A 17,360-nucleotide genomic window follows, 5' to 3' on the forward strand; every position below is an offset into this window, starting at 1 on the left:
AGCCTGGCGCGTTGTGCGCGCCAGGCTATTCACCGCTCTGGCATAGCGCGCAGCGCTTGGCACTGCGCACCGCACCCACCTGGGCCTTACAGTGCGCCCGCTTCCTTGTAGAAACGCTCGGCGCCCGGATGCAGTGGGATAGGCAGGCCCTTGGCCGCGCCCTGCAACTTGATATCTTTGGCCGCCGAGTGGGCGTTACCCAGACGATCGAGGTTGTCGAACATGAGCTTGGTCATCTGGTAGGCCACCTCATCGGTCACGCCGTCATGGCTGACCAGGATGTTGGTGATGGCCACAGTCGCTACATCGCTGTCCTGACCGTCATAAGTGCCCGCCGGGATCACCGCGCCCTGGTAGGCAGCGTTATCGATCTTCGCCGTGATATCCGCCGGGATGGCAACGAAGGTTATCGGCAGGGTCGCGGCCAGGTCGCGGATCGCCGCCATGCCCAGGCCCGAGGACTGCAGGGTGGCATCCAACTGGCGGTTCTTGATTAACTCGACCGACTCGGCGTACGGCAGAAACTCGACCTTGCCCATGTCTTCATAGCTCAGGCCAGCAGCCTTGAAGATGGCGCGGGCGTTCAGCTCGGTACCGGATTTCGGCGCGCCGACGGAGATACGCTTGTTTTTCAGATCTTCCAGGGTGGTGATGCCAGACTCCTTGCTGGCGACGATCTGGATGTAGTTGGGGTAGGTGCCGGCAATCGCCCGCAGTTTTTTCAAGGGAGCCTTGAAGCCGGCGTCTTGCACGCCATTCCAGGCATCGGCGACCGAGTCACCGAGGGCAAAGGCCAGCTCGCCGCGACCGGCTTGCAGCAGGTTGAGGTTTTCCACCGACGCCTTGGTGGCCTGCACCGAGGTCTTCGATCCGTCTATACCGTTGCTGTACAGCTGTGACAACGCCACCCCAATCGGGTAGTACACGCCGCTGGTGCCACCGGTCAGGACGTTGATAAAGGTTGGGGCGGCGAGTGCCGAGGAACTGGCGACAAGGGCTGCGGCAGCAGCAAACAGGCTCAAGCGTTTGGTCATTTGCATAGATTCACCTTTTATCCTTCTTATTAGGTACCGAGCAGCCGCGTGACCGGCTGACGAGCCCTATGGTAGCTGCCGCGCGCGAAACAGAGAAAATCCTGGTGCCTTTAACCTGTTCCACACGGCCTGCGTGGTGGCTGTTATAAGCGAATTTACGCGAGCCAGGTTCTGTAAGAAAAGTCTTGTTGCAAATCGGCACCCGTAACCGCCGGTCAGGTGTGGCGCCGGGGCAGTTCGATCAACACTTTGAGCCCGCCCAGTGGGCTCTCTTGCAACCGCAATGTACCGCCCCATACATCGACAATGTCCCGCACGATGCCCAGCCCCAGGCCATGGCCATCGGTCTGTTCATCCAGGCGGGTGCCACGACTGAAAACCTGGTCGCGCTGGGCCTCGGGAATACCCGGGCCGTCATCTTCGACGATCAGTTGAAAACACTCCGGGGTCTGCTCAATGCTCAAACGCACTTCGGCATCCGCCCATTTGCAGGCGTTGTCCAGCAGGTTGCCCAAGAGCTCCAGCAAGTCTTCGCGGTCCCAGGGCAGTTGCAGGCCGGGGCGAACCTGGTAGCTCAACTCCAGGTGTTCGCCGTGGATCATGTTCAGGGTCGCCAGCAAGCCCGGCAGTTCGCTGTCGCAGTCGAACAGCGCGCCGGGCAGGGTTTCACCGGCCAGGCGCGCGCGGTTGAGTTCGCGGTTGAGCCGTTGCTGCACCTGCTGCAACTGCTCGCGCAACAACTTGGCCAATTGTGGCTGGTCCTTGAGCTGCTCGCTGGAAGCCACGCTCAACAATACCGCCAGCGGGGTCTTCAAGGCATGGCCGAGGTTACCCAGGGCGTTGCGCGAGCGTTTGAGGCTGTCTTCGGTATGGGCCAACAGGTGGTTGATCTGCGCCACCAGCGGCTCCAGCTCCACCGGCACCTGGGTATCCAGTTGCGAGCGCTGGCCTTGTTGCAGCTGTGCAATCTGCTCGCGCGCAGTTTCCAGCGGGCGCAGGGCCCGGCGTACGGTGACCCGTTGCAGGATCAGGATCAGCAGCAGCGCCGCCAGCCCGAGGACCAGGCCGACCTGGCGCATCAGGCGAAAACTTTCCCGCACGGGCGTGTAGTCTTGAGCCACGCTGATGGAAATCGACTGGCCAAAACGCTTGTAGTCCGATCGCAGGACCAGCAGTTGCTGGCCTTCCGGGCCCAGTTGCAGGTTGCCCTTCAGGCCGGCCTGGGGCAGTTGCGGCAGTTCCTGGTCCCACAATGAACGGGAGCGCCAGTGGTTGTCGCTGAAGTCGATACGGAAATAATGCCCGGAAAACGGCCGTTGATAGGCCGGTGACAAGCGCTGTTCATCCAGTTGCACGCCGCCGGGCCCACGCACCAGGGCCACCAGCAGGTTTTCGCTGTCGTTGCGCAGACCCGCTTCCAGGTAGCGCTGCAGACCCACTTCGAACAGCCACAGGCTGGTCTGCGCCAGCACCAGGCCGACGATCACCATCACGCTGATCAGCCCCAGGCTCAGCCGCCGCTGGATCGACCTCACGCGGGGCTGGCGCCAAAGCGATAACCCTGGCCACGCCGGGTTTCAATCACGCTGCGCCCGAGCTTGCGCCGCAGATGGTTGACGTGGACCTCGAGGACATTGGAGTCGCGCTCGGTCTCGCCGTCATACAGGTGCTCGGCCAGATGGCTTTTGGAAAGGATTTGTTCGGGATGCAGCATGAAGTAGCGCAGCAGGCGAAACTCGGCAGCGGTCAGTTGCACCTCGGCACCGTCGCGCATCACGCACTGACGGCCTTCATCCAGGTGCAAGCCCGCCGCCTGCAAGGTCGGCTGATTGGCCTGGCCATGGGAACGGCGCAGCAAGGCCTGGATGCGCAGGTACAACTCCTCGGGGTGGAACGGCTTGCTCAGGTAATCGTCGGCCCCGGCCTTGAGCCCTGCGATGCGCTCGGCCCAGGAATCGCGGGCGGTGAGGATCAACACCGGGGTCGCCAGCGCGGCGGCGCGCCACTGGCTCAGCACCTCAAGCCCCGGCAAGCCAGGCAGGCCCAGATCGAGGATGATCAGGTCATACGGCTCGCTGCGCCCCTGATACACCGCATCGCGACCGTCCGCCAGCCAATCCACGGCATAGCCCTGGGCTTTCAGCCCGGCCATCAGTTCATCAGCCAACGGTACGTGGTCTTCCACCAGAAGCAGGCGCATCAGTCATCTTCCTCGTCTTCAAGCAGCGCGCCGGTGGTCGCGTCCAGTTTGATTTCCCGGACCACGCCATCGGTGGTCACCAGCTCCACCTCATAGACGTAACTGCCGTGTTTGCTCTCAAGCTCAGCCTCCAGCAACCTGGCACCGGGATGCCGGGCCATGGCCTGCTGCAGCAGTTGCTCCAGGGACAGAATCACCCCTTGCTGACGCAATTCCAGGGCTTCATCCTGGTTGAGGTCCCGGGCAGCCACCACCGAGCAAAAGGCCAGGAGCACCAGCGCCAGTCGACTGCCGGTGCGTAGATTTACCTTCATTACGTATCCTGATGATCCTTGAGGACTTGCCCGGTGACAGCGTCCAATTCCACATCCCACTCGACGCCCTGGGCATCGCGCAGGTCAACCTGGTAAATATACTTGCCGTATTCCTGCTCCAGCTCGGTTTCATGCACCGTGCCACCTGGGTGCTTGGCCAGGGCGGCGGCATTGAGCTTCTCGAAAGACTGGATGGTACCAGCGTCACGCAATTTCAGCGCTTCATCCGGCCCCAGGTCCCGCGCCTGGGCCAGGCCGCTGGTGAGGGCGATGATACTGGCGGTGATAATTGTGAGGGTTTTCATGATCGTTCTCCATTTCAGGATGTTTTGCCTACGGCCCCCACAGTACGGGTCGCAACTTAACTGAAACTGAATTGCCACCATGGCAATTGTCCCACAACACCTTGCCAGGCTCCGGGGAATATTTCCTATACTGCCCGGCTCGCCTGCACAGAGATCGGTATGACGGCCATTCACATCAAGTTCCCCGCCCTGACGCTCAAGGCTGGCCAACGCGCTTTTGCACGCATTCGCGAACAAGGCCTCCAGCCTGCCGATGTGGGGATTCTGCCCGGCGCGGCCGGTGGTCCCAAGGCCCTGGGCATTCAGGGTCTGGACTTGGCGCTGTTCGGTGACTGGCTGGCGCGTGCCCCCCGCGAGCGTGCGCTGATCGGCGCGTCGATCGGTTCCTGGCGCTTTGCCAGTGCCTGCCTGCCGGATCCGGTACAGGGCCTGCTCGACCTCGGGCGCCTGTATAACGAGCAACGCTTTGCCAAGGGCGTGACCATGGCCGAGGTCAGCCAGAGCTGCCAGCGCATGCTCGACGACCTGCTGGCCGGGCGCGATGCGTCGCTATTGGATAACCCGCACTATCGTCTGAATATAGTCGTGGTCAAAAGCCATGGCCTGTTGGCCGACGATCACCGTGGGCGCCTGGGCCTGGGCCTGTCCTCGGTGATCGCCGATAACCTGCGCGGCCGTGCGCGGCTGTCCCGGCATTTTGAACGGCTGATCATCCACGACCCGCGCCAGGCGCCGCCACTGCACCCGCTCACGGATTTCCCTTCGCGCTTTCTCGCCCTGGAACCGGGCAACCTGCGCCAGGCCCTGCTGGCGTCCGGCTCGATCCCTATGGTGATGCAAGGCGTACGCGACTTGCCGGGCGCCGGTGCCGGCACCTATCGCGATGGTGGCCTGCTGGACTACCACCTCGACCTGCCCTACCACGGCGATGACATTGTTCTGTACCCGCACTTCACTGATCGAGTCATCCCCGGCTGGTTTGACAAGAGCCTGCCGTGGCGGCGCAGTAGCCCACAGGGTCTGCAGGATGTGTTGCTGGTGGCCCCCTCACGGGACTACCTGGCCCGCCTGCCCCACGGCAAATTGCCGGATCGCAGCGACTTCAAGCGCTTTATGGGGGATGACGCGCGACGCAATCAGTACTGGCAAACCGCGATGAGTGAAAGCCAGCGGCTGGGCGATGAGTTCCTTGAACTGGCCGATAGTGGCCATCTGGGTGAGCGCTTGATTGCGCTCTGAGCCAGCAGGCCTTATTTTTCCGCAAATTGGCGTAGCGCCCGGCGAGCGTACGTTCACCCTTACCTTGGGTGTATCATCCGGCGCTATGTATGCGATCATACAAGGCATCTTTCTGTGTGCATTCTCATCAACAGTGGCCGAATCAAAAGTTATCGACGATGAAAACAAAAGCATCATCTAACCCATGACAATCATTATTCGATTGGACGTCATGATGGCGAAGAAGAAGATTCGCTCCAACCAACTGGCAGATGCCATTGGGATTACCGAAGCCAATCTATCGCTATTGAAAAACGGAAAGATCAAAGGCGTTAAACTCGAAACCCTGAACAAGCTGTGTATCGCCCTGGATTGCCAGCCAGGCGACTTGCTGGAGTTCGAGAGCGAAGAAGCCTAGCCCTGCAACGAGCTGCCTGGCTTGCGGGCAACCCTGTAAAACACTGATAAATTCAACGCGGACCTCCCCCTTATGAAACCCATAAAGTTCCTGGGCCTCGTCACTACCGCCCTGATTACTGGTTGCAGTAACACCAGTTTCAGCCCTTCCTCGTTCAAGGTTTATGAACCAGGTACGCAGTTCGGTAACCGCCACGGCTCTTCTTTCTGGCTGGATACACCCTGCCCTAAACGTGGTTGCGATAATAATAAGTTGTTCTTCAATCCAGCCCACCAGGAAACAACTTTGGAAAGATACAACCATGCATTCTAATCGCAAAAAAATGTACAGCCTTGGCATGTTCCTGCTTCTGGCGGCAGGCCAGGCAAGCGCGCAGGACTTGCCCAATCTCTCGCTTCTCACGCGCTATGGCGTCACCGAAGATCAGTTGCCGGCAGCCCCCACCGACCTGGCACTGAGTACCGAACCGACGAAAAGTCGCTTTGAAATGCAGCCCGAACGGCCACTGATCCGGCTGGAGAAAAACGGCAACCTGGTGTCTGAAACCACCGGCAATATCAGCATTGATAACGCCGCTGCCCAAAGCCAGGTGCAGTGTGCCCGTGCGTATGCCGAACTGGAGCGCCGAGGGTCGCAGCGCTCATTGCCGTGTGGGGATGGGGTCAAGGTCAGTACAACGTTATGGTCCCAGGAGTAACAGCGCTTTACGCACGCCGCCTGGTTGCCCGATAAAACAGGTTAGAATGCGCGCCAAGTCGGTCACCTGGGCCCATAAAGCGCTCACCCCACACTGACAATCGCACACAGCCCTAGAAACTCCTGCCTTACAGGTCATACCGTGGAAATTTTCAAAGAGTTTACATTCGAGTCCGCCCACCGCCTGCCCCACGTCCCCGAAGGCCACAAGTGCGGGCGCCTGCACGGCCACTCCTTCAAGGTGGCCATCCACCTGAGCGGCGACCTCGATCCGCATACCGGCTGGATCCGTGATTTCTCGGAGATCAAGGCGATTTTCAAGCCGCTCTATGAGCGCCTCGACCACAACTACCTCAACGACATCCCCGGCCTGGAAAACCCTACCAGCGAAGTACTGGCCAAGTGGATATGGAATGAGCTGAAGCCGCTGTTGCCGGAACTCAGCGCCATTCGTATCCATGAGACCTGCACCAGTGGCTGTATTTATCGCGGTGAATAAAGCACCTCTACAAAACCGAGGGGACACCTCCCTCGCCATGGATTGCTCCATCCCTGGCTTGCCCTCGACGATAGCAGCGAATAAAACCAGGTTTTGAAGCAAACCAAGGAACCACACCATGGAATCCACCTGGCTGGCACAGGCCAAGCGTTTGCAGGCACTGGCCTCTACCGGGCTGCACTTTTGCACGGATGACTTCGAGCGCGAACGCCTGGAAGAGATCGCCCATATTGCCCACAGCATGCTCGCGCAATTGGGGCAAGTGCCTCTGGAGCGCATTACCGGCCTGGTTTCGGACTTCGCCCAGCGTTATTCAACGCCGATGATTGATGTACGTGGCGCGCTGATTGAAGGCGACCGGATCCTACTGGTGCGCGAAGCAACGGATGGCTGCTGGGCATTGCCGGGTGGCTACGCCGATATCGGGTTATCCGCTGCGGAAAACATCATCAAGGAACTTCGCGAAGAGGCCGGGTTGAGCGTTACCGCACGGGCGCTGTACAGCGTGACCCACAAAGCCAAGGGCCTGTATCGGCCTGACGTACGCGACTTCTACAAGTTGTACTTCCTTTGCGAACGCACCGACCAGGCCGCCCCCGTGGCAGGCTTTGAAACCACCGACGTCGGCTTCTTCAGCCTCGACAACCTGCCGCCCCTGTCACGCGGCCGCACCATCGAAAGTGATCTTGAAGCAGCCTTCGCCTTTCACCGTGGGGAAATCACCCAGACCCTGTTCGACTGACACCCTGGACCGGTGATCCCATTTGTATCACCGCCGCACCACTTTAGTGCCGGGCTGGGCACAACCCACAAGCCATTCCGCCTCCCTGCCCTACCCACCCCCAAATATTGTGCAACCTGCACAGTGCTCACCGTGCACCCATCACTGCCCGACAGTTGGCACGGGCGCTGCAACAGGCCCTGCGTCACTCACAGGGGAACGGCACATGACGCAGAACGAACCGGGCAACGATTACCCTCTCAGCGAAGTGCCCATGCATGCACGCAAGGGCCTTGGCTCCACGGCCATGGTGTTGCTGGGCTTCACCTTTTTTACCGCGACCATGTTTGCTGGCGGCAAGCTGGGGGTGGCCTTCAGTTTTACCCAGATGCTCGGGGTCGTGGCCCTGGGTAACCTGCTGTTGGGTATCTACGCCGCAGGCCTGGGGTACATCGCCTTCAAGAGCGGCTTGAACTCGGTGCTGATGGGGCGTTTCTGCTTTGGCGAAGTGGGCAGCAAGTTGAGTGACCTGATCCTGGGTTTCACCCAGATTGGCTGGTACGCCTGGGGCACCGCCACGGCGGCCGTGGTGCTGGGCAAGTATTTCGAGTTGAGCCAGGGCAGCGTACTGGCACTGATGGTGTTGTTCGGCCTGGCGTTCTGCGCCACGGCCTACGTGGGCTATCGGGGGCTGGAAATTCTCTCTTACATTGCAGTCCCGGCCATGGGCCTGCTGTTGTTGCTGTCGATGTGGGTGGCCACGGTAAAAGTCGGCGGGCTGGAAGGTTTGCTCGCCGTGGTGCCCAGCAGTGAGTTGGATTTGTCCACGGCCATTACCCTGGTGTTTGGCACCTTTGTCAGCGGTGCCACCCAGGCCACCAACTGGACGCGCTTTTCCCGCTCGGCCAAGGTGGCGGTGCTGGCCAGCCTGATCGGCTTTTTTGTCGGCAACGGCCTGATGGTGCTGATCGGTGCCTACGGCGCCATCGTCTATCAGCAACCGGATGTGGTGGAGGTGTTGCTGCTGCAAGGTTTCGCCATGGCGGCGATGGCCATGCTGCTGCTCAATATCTGGAGTACCCAGGACAACACCATCTACAACTTTGCCGTCGCCGGCTGCAACCTGCTGCGCACCAGGCGCCGCAAGACCGTGACCCTGGTCGGCGCGGTGATAGGCACCCTGCTTGCCTTGCTGGGCATGTACGACATGCTGGTGCCCTACCTGATTTTGCTGGGCACAGTGATCCCACCGATTGGCGGGGTGATCATGGCCGACTTTTTCTATCGCTACCGCGGCCACTATCCACGGCTGGCAGATGTGCGCTTGCCGGCCTTCAATTGGCCGGGGCTGATTGCCTATGCCGTGGGTACGGTGCTGGCCTTCAGCTCACCGTGGGTCGCGCCACTGGTGGGGATTATCGCTGCGGCCGCTACCTACATCGCGCTCACCGCCGTCCTGCGGGTGCGGGTGCCATCGGCTGACGCCCAGGCATGAGCCTGACGGTGGCGGATGTACTGGCCCTGCCGGGGCTGGAGTGCATGAGCCTGCGGGCGGGTAGCGCAGGCCTGGATAATGGCGTGCGCTGGCCTTATGTAGCCGAGAACAGCGGTATTGCCGAGTGGGTGCTGGGCGGCGAACTGGTGTTCGTCACCGGCATCAACCATCCCCGTGATGAGGCCAACCTTTTGCGCTTGCTCGACGAAGCCTGCGCGCGGCAAGTCGCCGGCCTGGTGATCCTGACCGGGCCGGCTTACATCCAGGCAATCCCCCCTGGGCTGCTGGAAGCTGCCGACGCCGTCGGCATGCCGCTGATCGAACAGCCTTACTCCCTGAAGATGGTCCTGGTGACCCAGGCCATCGGCTCCGCGCTGATCGAGGCCGAGCAACTCGGACGCTCACGGCATGAGGTGCTGGAGCGCCTGTTGGCGGGCGACTATCAGTCCCTCGACCTGCTGCTGCATCGCGCCAGCCAGCTGGGCATGCCGCTGGACGGGGATTGGCAAGTGGTGCAGTTGCAACTGGACGGTGGCGAGGCGCTATTTGCGCAAACCGCGGCCGCGGATGCCGAAGCCCAGTTGGCCCGCCAGCACGATGGCATTACTCGCCGATTGCGCCAGTTCGCCGCCGAGCATCCTTCGCGTCTGCCCGTGCTCGGCAGGGCTGGGCAGTGGACCTTGCTACTGCCCACCGGTGACAACCGGCAACGCCTGGCAAACTGGCTCAGGCCCCTGAACCTGCGCCTGGCCCCGCTGAAGCTGTGCATCGGCTTGAGCGCGGCAAAACATCCGCCAGCCGGCCTGGCCCAGGCCCTGGATGAAGCGCGCCAGGCGCTGGCGGTCGCCCGGCGCTTTGGCGAACATGCCGGTATCTGTGTCTACGATGAACTCGGGGTGCTGAAGCTACTGAGCGCAGTGCGCGATCGCGGATTGCTCGACCAGTTTCTCCAGGAACGCCTGGGGCCCCTGCTGCGCCATGATCAACGTCACGGCCCGAGCCTGATGCCGACCCTGCAAGCGTGGTTCCTGGACAATGGTAACCTTGTGGCTGCTGCCCTGCGGTTGGCGGTCCACCGCAACACCCTGACCCATCGCGTCCAGCGCATCGAGGCCCTGTGCGGGCTGTCGCTGGACAACCCCAATGACCGTCTGGACATCGGCGTCGCGCTGATGATCTGGCGGCTGTCTGCCTGATTGCTTTTTGCCCAAGAGGAACTTGCCCATGCATATCATCAACGCCCGCCTGCGCAACCGTGAAGGCCTGCATGATCTGCACCTGGAACATGGCCGGATCGCCAGCATTACCCCACAAACCGCCGCGCCGACCCTGGGGCCAGACGACTTGGACGCCGCTGGCAACCTGGTGGTACCGCCATTTGTCGAGCCGCATATCCACCTCGACGCCACCCTCACCGCCGGCGAGCCGCGCTGGAATATGAGCGGGACGCTGTTTGAAGGGATCGAATGCTGGGGCGAGCGCAAGGCCACCATCACCCAGGAGGACACCAAGACCCGCGCCAAGCAGACCATCCAGGCCCTGGCGGCCCATGGTATCCAGCATGTGCGCACCCACGTGGACGTCACCGACCCGGACTTGACCGCACTCAAGGCCATGCTCGAAGTCCGCCAGGAGAGCGGCCACCTGATCGACCTGCAGATCGTGGCGTTTCCCCAGGAAGGCATCGAGTCCTACCGCAATGGCCGCGAACTGATGGAAGAAGCCATTCGCCTGGGCGCCGATGTGGTGGGCGGTATTCCCCATTTCGAGTACACCCGCGACCAAGGGGTCAGCTCGGTCAAGTTCCTTATGGACCTGGCCGAACGCACCGGCTGCCTGGTCGACGTGCATTGCGATGAAACCGACGACCCGCACTCGCGCTTCCTCGAAGTGCTGGCCGAAGAAGCCCGCAGTCGCGATATGGGCAGCCGGGTCACCGCCAGCCACACCACAGCCATGGGTTCCTACGACAATGCCTACTGCGCCAAGCTGTTCCGCCTGCTGGGCCACTCGGGCATCAGTTTTGTTTCCTGCCCCACCGAAAGCATTCACCTGCAAGGCCGCTTCGACAACTTCCCGAAACGCCGGGGTGTGACCCGGGTCAACGAACTGTTGGAGGCCGGCATGAACGTCTGCTTTGGCCAGGACTCCATCGTCGATCCCTGGTACCCACTGGGCAACGGCAATATCCTGCGGGTGCTCGAGGCCGGGCTGCATATCTGCCATATGCTCGGCTACAGCAACCTGCAAAGGGCCTTGGACCTGGTCACCGACAACAGCGCCAAAGCCATGGCCCTGGGCGACCGCTACGGCCTGGAGCCCGGGCGACCGGCGAACCTGCTGATCCTGTCGGCAAACAGCGACTATGAAGTCATTCGCAGCCAGGGCCTGGCGCTGTATTCGATCCGCAACGGCAAAGTGTTGATGAAACGCCAGCCAGCGCAGGTGACATTTTTGTAACCCGCGAGGCTAAACGATCGAGTCCAGGTCCAGTGTCTGGCCCTTGTCCCGATCGCCCTCGAAGGCCGGCGGGATGCTTGCCACCTGGGGCGACTCATGGTTTTCGCGGTGGCTGAACCAACGAGCCAGGCTGGGTTGCAGGTTTGAGGATGAAGCGTGACTGCCGTATACATCGCGCCCTTCCACACGGCGCCAGCGCAGGCTTTCCAGGCGCTGGCGACTGGTTTGCAATCGGTCGATTTCAGCAGTCAAGGCATCGTAATGCTCATGGCCGCGTCCATTCGCCGGGCTGCGACGGTGCAGCTCAAGCCGCTTGTCCTGCAGTTGTCGGCGCAGAGTGCTCAGCGCGTGGTCGATCAACGCGTATTCCCGTGCCGTCACCAGGGAGCCGCTGTTCTCCAATGTCTGTTGCCAGCGGCGTAAAGTGGCCCACGCCGCCGGCACGTAGCTGGCAACCATGAAGTGCTGGCTGGCCTGGAACAGTTGCTTGAGCAGGTTGTCACGCTCGGGCATATCGCCGTGCAAACGCAAAGCGTGATTACACGCCGCCTCCTGCACCGACGCACAACCGGGCTGCCACAGCACCGAGGACTGTGTGCCGTCCTCCAGGGTGATCGGCATGAAGTGTTGCTGCTCGCCGTGATGCCGATAGGGCTGGCCACCGAGCCGCACCAGCCCCGCAGCAAACAACAGGCCTCCCGGCGCGGGCGCGCCGAATAAGGTCACGGCGCCCGGCACCCATAGCTTGGCCGTGGTGTTCATCCACGTCGCCGGCACGCTGGGGACCGGATCATTGTGGTTGACGATACGATGGTGAACCAGGGCAGCCGCTCCCCCTGTGAATTCAGCATCGGCGGCGCGCGGGGCACCGTAGGTGTACAGCAGCACGTTGTAGTCGGCATCCTTGACCCGGCGCAGTCCCTCGGCCAGCAACAAAGCGATGGCCCCACCCAGGCTGTGGCCACAAATCACGATGCGTTGGCCGCTGTAGAACTGATCCAGATAGCGCAATACAAAGTCACGCAAGGCACGGTACGCCTGGTAAAAGCCTTCATGGACCTTACCGATGCCGTCCGCGAAAGGTACCTGGTGGGCATTCGCGTCACGCAGGCCATCCGCCGCACTGGCCGTGCCCCGCACCGCAATCAGCACCACTTCATCGTGATGGCTGATAAAGGCCTGGGTATCGGTACCCTGCTCTTCGTCATCGAAAAAATGCAGACGCGCCGGATGCTCCTGCCTCGCCTCCAACTGCGGACTGTTCTGCGGATACAACTGAGGGTCGAAGGGCAGGATCTCGAAACGCCGCGAGTATGGGACATCCTCATACAGCGGGTAAAAACGCCGGACTTGCTCGGCATCGACCCTCCAGGCCTGCTGATACCCCGCGAGTTTTTCAGCAAATAGATGGCCGATGCTGGGGTCCAGAGGAAAATGGACTTCATCTTGCGGGTGAGTGGCCGGCTCCTGGCCAAAACGGCAGTAACTCAAGGTCGCCATCAATGCCAGTTGGTACAGGTTCAAGGCACAGAATTCGTCGTCCCTCGACAGCATCGGGCGCAGTGCCCGCAAGGGTCGGACTTCCAGCGCCGTGTGCTGGTTGGGGAACAGCACCACGCCCGACAACTCGGGCTGGGGTGGGCCAAACCCAAGGTCGGCCATCATTTTCAGGGCATGTGGCTGGGGGCCGTGAGACCGTGGCGCCAGCGGTGGCAGGTGGGCAACATGGCGAACCAGATCGCGCACTTCGACCTGGTAGAACCGATCGGCTTGTCGTCTTGCTGGGTTGCCCTCGAGACGCTGGCCATCCCCGGTAGAAAACTCGCTTCGTTCGGCGCGAACCTGAAGTTCGGTGATGGGTAGCTTGTAAGTCAGGCGCGTCGTCAGTCGGTGATACGGTACTTCTGTCCCGGTATAGGGCTCATCCAACGTAAGCACCACAGGACCACAGTAAAAATCCGTTATTTTGGCGAAGCCCTCTCCATTCAATCTACCGCTGTATTGTTGCCCGGCACTGTCATGGAACGAGTACGGCAGCCCCCCATAATTCTTGCCATTGCCGGTTTCATCGACCAAACAAAAACTCACCCAGTGCCCTCGCCGTGGGCACGCCGGCATCTTGTCACTGAAAAACTCCTGCTTCCATGCCTCCAACTCCATGACTTCACTCCCTGTTAGTTGCACGTTGGATAAACATCACAGATACGTCCATCAGGCATTTTTATAGGCTTGAAGTCGGTCGTATTGCCCCGGCAGTACGCGAACATATCTTCGAAACTCTCACCCCGGCACCGCCTCCAGCCGTTTGGAACAGCTACCCAGTTATCGTCAAAGGCAGGTAGCTCTTCGTCAGACAGGTTCAACACCAGCCTGAGTTTTTGCCCCGCCAGTCGATCTCGTTGCACAGCGCCGCCTGCCGACGCTTTACCTGAAAGCCCATTTGCATCCACTGATCTGCACATGAGGATTTTCCTGATCGCACGCACCGGCCCCACTGTGCGAAAGAACCACCTGCATCGTGCTTGCAACTCCAGCCCCCCCGACTCAGGCCTCCCCGGCCCATCCGCGTCTAAACGATCCTGAATATGGATAGCCGCAATATCTCCGCCAACATCCGTATCGCGCGCGCCCCACCGCGCATAAAAATCAAACTCCACGCTGCGCAATACCAACGGGCAGCCCTCGACTGTTTCAGTCAGGGGCAGCGTCTGGGTCACGCGGCTGGCTACCGGGCTGTAGGGAACACTAAAAATCTTCCGCTCGGGCCTTTTGCCTCGACGCCAAGGCAAGGTGCAACGTTCACCTGCTGCGGGGCTGTAGTTAGCGGCGCTTTTAACGCGGAAATTGGCTGGCAAATCCACCTCCAAGGTAAAGCGATCAACGGGCACCACAGCACATCCCGATGTCCAGGCCATACCCAGCACCAGCAGAACTCCACACGCCTGGTTACTCATGCTTGCCCCAACGTGCGCCATTGCTCCGCCACCCGCCTGAAGTGTTCCTCTGGCGCCTCCCTCTTCAGCGGCTGCCACTGAATCACCCTGGGCCCGGTTGCCTCTGCCAAGCGCCGCACCACCAAAAATTCCAGTTGCAGAGCGCCGTGCCATTGCCAACTGCGGGCCTCGTCCAGTACCTGGGCCAGCCATACCCCTGGATCCTGGAACTCGACCAACGCCGCAAGGCTTTCGCTGTGTTCGGCCAGCAGGTAGCGCAGGATATTCGCCTGCAGAATGGCCGAGGCCTGGGGGTTGGGGATGTTGAGCCAAGGAGCGGGGTCGGGTATCGGGTACTTTCCGGGCGCTGGGTTGTTGGCGCAGCACCATTGCTCTTCGTGCCAGTAGCAGACGCTGATCAGTGGCCCGAGATAGGCCGGCCATTGCGCTACCGGCACGCTGGTCAGCGCACGCCCCAGGGTGCGGTTGTCGTGGAAACGGTACAGGGCCTGATTGCCCGGTGGCCCCACCAGCATACGCGCCTGCCAATGCTCGATGACGTCGCCCAGGTCCGCGTCGGGCAAGCTGCCCAGCCAGCCCCAGTTCATCTCAGGGTGCTCGAGCAACCCCACAAGCGCAGGTTCATCGAACTGCTCCACCAGGAGGACCACCGGCCCGTCAGCCGCCAGGGCCGCCACTGCACTGCCACCGTAAAGGCTGCAACATTGCCCCAGGTTGCGAGGCGCCATCAGCGGCTGACGGGCGTTGCTGTTTCCCTCAAGAATCAAACACAGCCGGCGTCCTGCCTGCTGCTGTTGGGTCATCCATTGGCCCGGTGTACGCAGCATCAGGCCGCCCTCCCGCGGATGTCGCACACGCCTTCGCGGCAGCGTTCACATACCGGGCAGAAATCCGCATCCAGTTGCCGGGCCATGCTCATGACGACAGCCTGGGCCGCTGAAATTTCCGCACCGCTGACGGCCGCACCCGCAGGGCTGGCCGAGCGCGCAACGGCCGGTTGGCCACCCAGGGTAATCGGGCGACTGCTGAAGATCCCACCGGCCTGGATCAGTACGTGCTCGCCTCCGGCCTTGAGGCTCAACTGCGCGCCAGCGTCGATCACCAGGCTGGCACCCGCCTTGAGATGAACCTGTTGCCCTGCCTCGATCACCAGGGCCTGGCCGATATAGGCCAGGCTATCGCCCTGCACCTGGAGGTGATCGCTCGCACCCAGGACCACCTTGCGATCACCACTGACATGTCGCTGTTCGGCGCTTTCCAGGCGCACCGTGCTCGGGCCGCGAATGGTTTCCCGCCGCTCCCCGCCGACTTCCAGGTGGCTGTCACGCCCTACCTGCTGCTGCCAGTCCCGCTGGGCCCGCAGGTAGATAAGCTCTTCACCCAGGCGGTCCTCCAGGTGCAATTCATTGCCGCCCGCACCACCTGGGGAACTGCGGCTGCGCAATACACTGCAGGTCTTGTGTTGCGGCAGTGGATAAGGCGGCATGTGCCGCGCATTGGGCAGGCAACCGTTGATCAATGGCCGGTCCGGGTCGCCCTCCAGGAAGGTCACCAGCACTTCCATGCCGACCCGGGGCGTCATGATCGCGCCAAAACCGTCGCCCGCCCAGCCGGAAGCCACCCGTACCCAACAACTGCTTTTATCACTGGCCTTGTCCAGGCGATCCCAGTGAAAACGCACCTTCACCCGGCCGTAGGCATCGCAATGCACCTCCTCGCCCACCGGGCCCGTCACAGTGGCTGTCTGGCTGCCGGTAATGGTTGGCTTGGGATGCTTGAGCGCCGGGCGGTGGATCGCACGCCAGGGCGTGGCGTTGAAGCGGTTGCGATAGCCCTGAAACCTGTCGCCAGCGGGCATCGCCTCCTCCAGCGCCTGGGGTTGATACCCCTCGTGACGCACCGACGTAAGCAGCCACAAGTCATTGCAGGCAGGCTGCGGGTGATCGTGCAACGGCAGGAAATGACCACTGCACAACGCCGGTTGATCACTCTTGCCCAAGGCCCGGTGACGGTCGCGCTGATGGCGCTCCAGGCTGCGACGCGCCAATTGCACACCCCGCGCATGGCCGGTAAACCCGGCGGGGTAATGGTAGTCCTCAAGAGGCAGCACCGATGCAGCCCCGGCGTGTTCCTGCAAACGCCGTGAAGGATGCTCGAAGTCGTGATCACGGCGCACTGCCTGGCGGCTGCGCGTCGCCAGGCGCACATCGAAACGCTGGATCACCCGTGCCTCGGCGGCCGGCCCGCTGGCAGGGCGATAACGCTGTGCAGGCAGGCGACGGAACACCGTCTGGTCATCCCCAAACACCAATACATGGGCGTCCGGGCTGTGGCGAAAGTGGTAGTGAATCCCCTCCTCCTCACACAGCCTCTGGAGGAAGTGCAGGTCGGTTTCCGCGTATTGCACACAGAACGTGCGGGGCGGATAGACCACCGGACCCAACTCGAAGGCATACGCGTCGGCCAGGATGCCGTGGTGCTCGAGCACGGCCGCGATGATCTGCGGCACGCTGCGTTGTTGAAAGATGCGCTGGTCGCGCCGATGCTCCAGCCACGCCAGGCGCGGCGCCAGGGTCAGGCGATAACGAGTGAGCCGGCCCCCGGGGTCATCGCGACCGACGGCATACACCTGCCCGTGCAAACCTTCGCCCATTTCACCGAAGCCTAGATAGGCCGGCTGGTGCAGCAATGCTTCTAGGTCAAGGCCGGGGTTTTCGCTGACCAGTTGCACTTCGATGAAGTAGGGCTGGTCAAGGGCTTCGCGGCCTTTGAATGCCAGTACTTGGAAGTCTGTCTCCATGCCTTGAACAATAAAGTTGAAACGTGACGAAACAAACGCACTCACCATCCGTTGTTACCCGCCATCCACTATCTGACTGAAATACTCCCTCCCGCCAAACAAAAAACCTGCGGCCAAAGAAGTGCCTGAACGCTCTAAAGATTAGCGAGATCCACGAGAATTCGGCGCTTTGAAAATAAAAAAGAAGTTTCGTACGGACACAATGGAAGTCTCTTTTACAAGATGAGAAATCCTCAAAACAAAGCA

The 17,360-nt window shown here is 61.4% G+C and carries 17 protein-coding genes; 8 read left to right on the forward strand and 9 right to left on the reverse strand.

Annotated elements, in window-relative coordinates:
• Positions 1–86: 86 nt before the first annotated feature.
• From HU773_RS17415 to HU773_RS17435, 5 genes are all read right to left on the reverse strand, one after another.
• Positions 87–1,040, reverse strand: a complete 954-nt coding sequence (locus tag HU773_RS17415; RefSeq protein WP_057439471.1) for a TAXI family TRAP transporter solute-binding subunit — start codon at positions 1,038–1,040, stop codon at positions 87–89.
• A gap of 209 nt (positions 1,041–1,249) precedes the next feature.
• Complete coding sequence (locus HU773_RS17420; RefSeq protein ID WP_057959092.1) at positions 1,250–2,569, reverse strand: sensor histidine kinase; 1,320 nt, start codon at positions 2,567–2,569, stop codon at positions 1,250–1,252.
• Positions 2,566–3,234, reverse strand: a complete 669-nt coding sequence (locus HU773_RS17425) for a response regulator transcription factor (protein WP_057959091.1) — start codon at positions 3,232–3,234, stop codon at positions 2,566–2,568. Before HU773_RS17425 ends, HU773_RS17420 begins: the two co-directional genes overlap by 4 nt.
• Positions 3,234–3,548 carry a PepSY domain-containing protein gene (locus HU773_RS17430; protein ID WP_186626005.1) on the reverse strand — a complete coding sequence of 105 codons (315 nt, stop codon included), beginning with the start codon at positions 3,546–3,548 and terminating at the stop codon, positions 3,234–3,236. Before HU773_RS17430 ends, HU773_RS17425 begins: the two co-directional genes overlap by 1 nt.
• On the reverse strand, positions 3,548–3,853 hold the full coding sequence (locus tag HU773_RS17435) for a PepSY domain-containing protein (protein WP_057439473.1): 306 nt from the start codon (positions 3,851–3,853) through the stop codon (positions 3,548–3,550). The genes HU773_RS17430 and HU773_RS17435 overlap by 1 nt, the downstream gene beginning before the upstream one ends.
• A gap of 159 nt (positions 3,854–4,012) precedes the next feature.
• On the opposite strand from HU773_RS17435, the gene HU773_RS17440 reads away from it, so the two are divergent.
• The 8 genes from HU773_RS17440 to codA all read left to right on the forward strand — a co-directional run bounded on the left by HU773_RS17440 (position 4,013) and on the right by codA (position 11,360).
• The gene (locus tag HU773_RS17440) at positions 4,013–5,092 is read left to right on the forward strand and encodes a patatin-like phospholipase domain-containing protein (RefSeq protein WP_057959089.1); all 1,080 of its coding nucleotides are present in this window, start codon (positions 4,013–4,015) and stop codon (positions 5,090–5,092) included.
• A 184-nt stretch (positions 5,093–5,276) separates the two neighbouring features.
• Entirely contained in the window at positions 5,277–5,489 is a 213-nt protein-coding gene (locus HU773_RS17445; RefSeq protein ID WP_057439475.1) for a helix-turn-helix domain-containing protein, read from the forward strand.
• Between the two features lie 301 nt (positions 5,490–5,790).
• The gene (locus tag HU773_RS17450) at positions 5,791–6,186 is read left to right on the forward strand and encodes a hypothetical protein (protein WP_057959088.1); all 396 of its coding nucleotides are present in this window, start codon (positions 5,791–5,793) and stop codon (positions 6,184–6,186) included.
• 141 nt (positions 6,187–6,327) lie between these two features.
• Positions 6,328–6,684: a 6-carboxytetrahydropterin synthase QueD gene (queD, locus tag HU773_RS17455; RefSeq protein ID WP_003190259.1), complete on the forward strand. Its 357-nt coding sequence runs from the start codon at positions 6,328–6,330 to the stop codon at positions 6,682–6,684.
• A 118-nt stretch (positions 6,685–6,802) separates the two neighbouring features.
• Positions 6,803–7,426, forward strand: coding sequence for an NUDIX hydrolase (locus HU773_RS17460; RefSeq protein ID WP_057959087.1), 624 nt, complete (start codon positions 6,803–6,805; stop codon positions 7,424–7,426).
• A gap of 205 nt (positions 7,427–7,631) precedes the next feature.
• On the forward strand, positions 7,632–8,900 hold the full coding sequence (gene codB, locus HU773_RS17465) for a cytosine permease (protein ID WP_057959086.1): 1,269 nt from the start codon (positions 7,632–7,634) through the stop codon (positions 8,898–8,900).
• Complete coding sequence (locus HU773_RS17470; RefSeq protein WP_057959085.1) at positions 8,897–10,096, forward strand: PucR family transcriptional regulator; 1,200 nt, start codon at positions 8,897–8,899, stop codon at positions 10,094–10,096. Before codB ends, HU773_RS17470 begins: the two co-directional genes overlap by 4 nt.
• 28 nt (positions 10,097–10,124) lie before the next feature.
• The gene (codA, locus tag HU773_RS17475; RefSeq protein WP_057438504.1) at positions 10,125–11,360 is read left to right on the forward strand and encodes a cytosine deaminase; all 1,236 of its coding nucleotides are present in this window, start codon (positions 10,125–10,127) and stop codon (positions 11,358–11,360) included.
• Between the two features lie 9 nt (positions 11,361–11,369).
• Here the strand turns inward: codA and HU773_RS17480 are convergent, their stop codons facing one another.
• Genes HU773_RS17480 through HU773_RS17495 form a run of 4 tightly spaced genes read right to left on the reverse strand, consistent with a single transcriptional unit; the run spans position 11,370 to position 17,162 of the window.
• Entirely contained in the window at positions 11,370–13,520 is a 2,151-nt protein-coding gene (locus HU773_RS17480) for a lipase family protein (protein WP_186626004.1), read from the reverse strand.
• Between the two features lie 14 nt (positions 13,521–13,534).
• Positions 13,535–14,314, reverse strand: a complete 780-nt coding sequence (locus HU773_RS17485) for a hypothetical protein (RefSeq protein ID WP_186626003.1) — start codon at positions 14,312–14,314, stop codon at positions 13,535–13,537.
• Positions 14,311–15,141 (reverse strand): DUF4123 domain-containing protein, encoded by an 831-nt coding sequence (locus HU773_RS17490; RefSeq protein WP_186626002.1) that lies wholly within the window; start codon positions 15,139–15,141, stop codon positions 14,311–14,313. Before HU773_RS17490 ends, HU773_RS17485 begins: the two co-directional genes overlap by 4 nt.
• Positions 15,141–17,162 carry a type VI secretion system Vgr family protein gene (locus HU773_RS17495; protein WP_186626001.1) on the reverse strand — a complete coding sequence of 674 codons (2,022 nt, stop codon included), beginning with the start codon at positions 17,160–17,162 and terminating at the stop codon, positions 15,141–15,143. Before HU773_RS17495 ends, HU773_RS17490 begins: the two co-directional genes overlap by 1 nt.
• Positions 17,163–17,360: the final 198 nt, after the last annotated feature.

It is taken from the genome of Pseudomonas shahriarae, assembly GCF_014268455.2.
GTDB classification, from domain to species: domain Bacteria; phylum Pseudomonadota; class Gammaproteobacteria; order Pseudomonadales; family Pseudomonadaceae; genus Aquipseudomonas; species Aquipseudomonas shahriarae.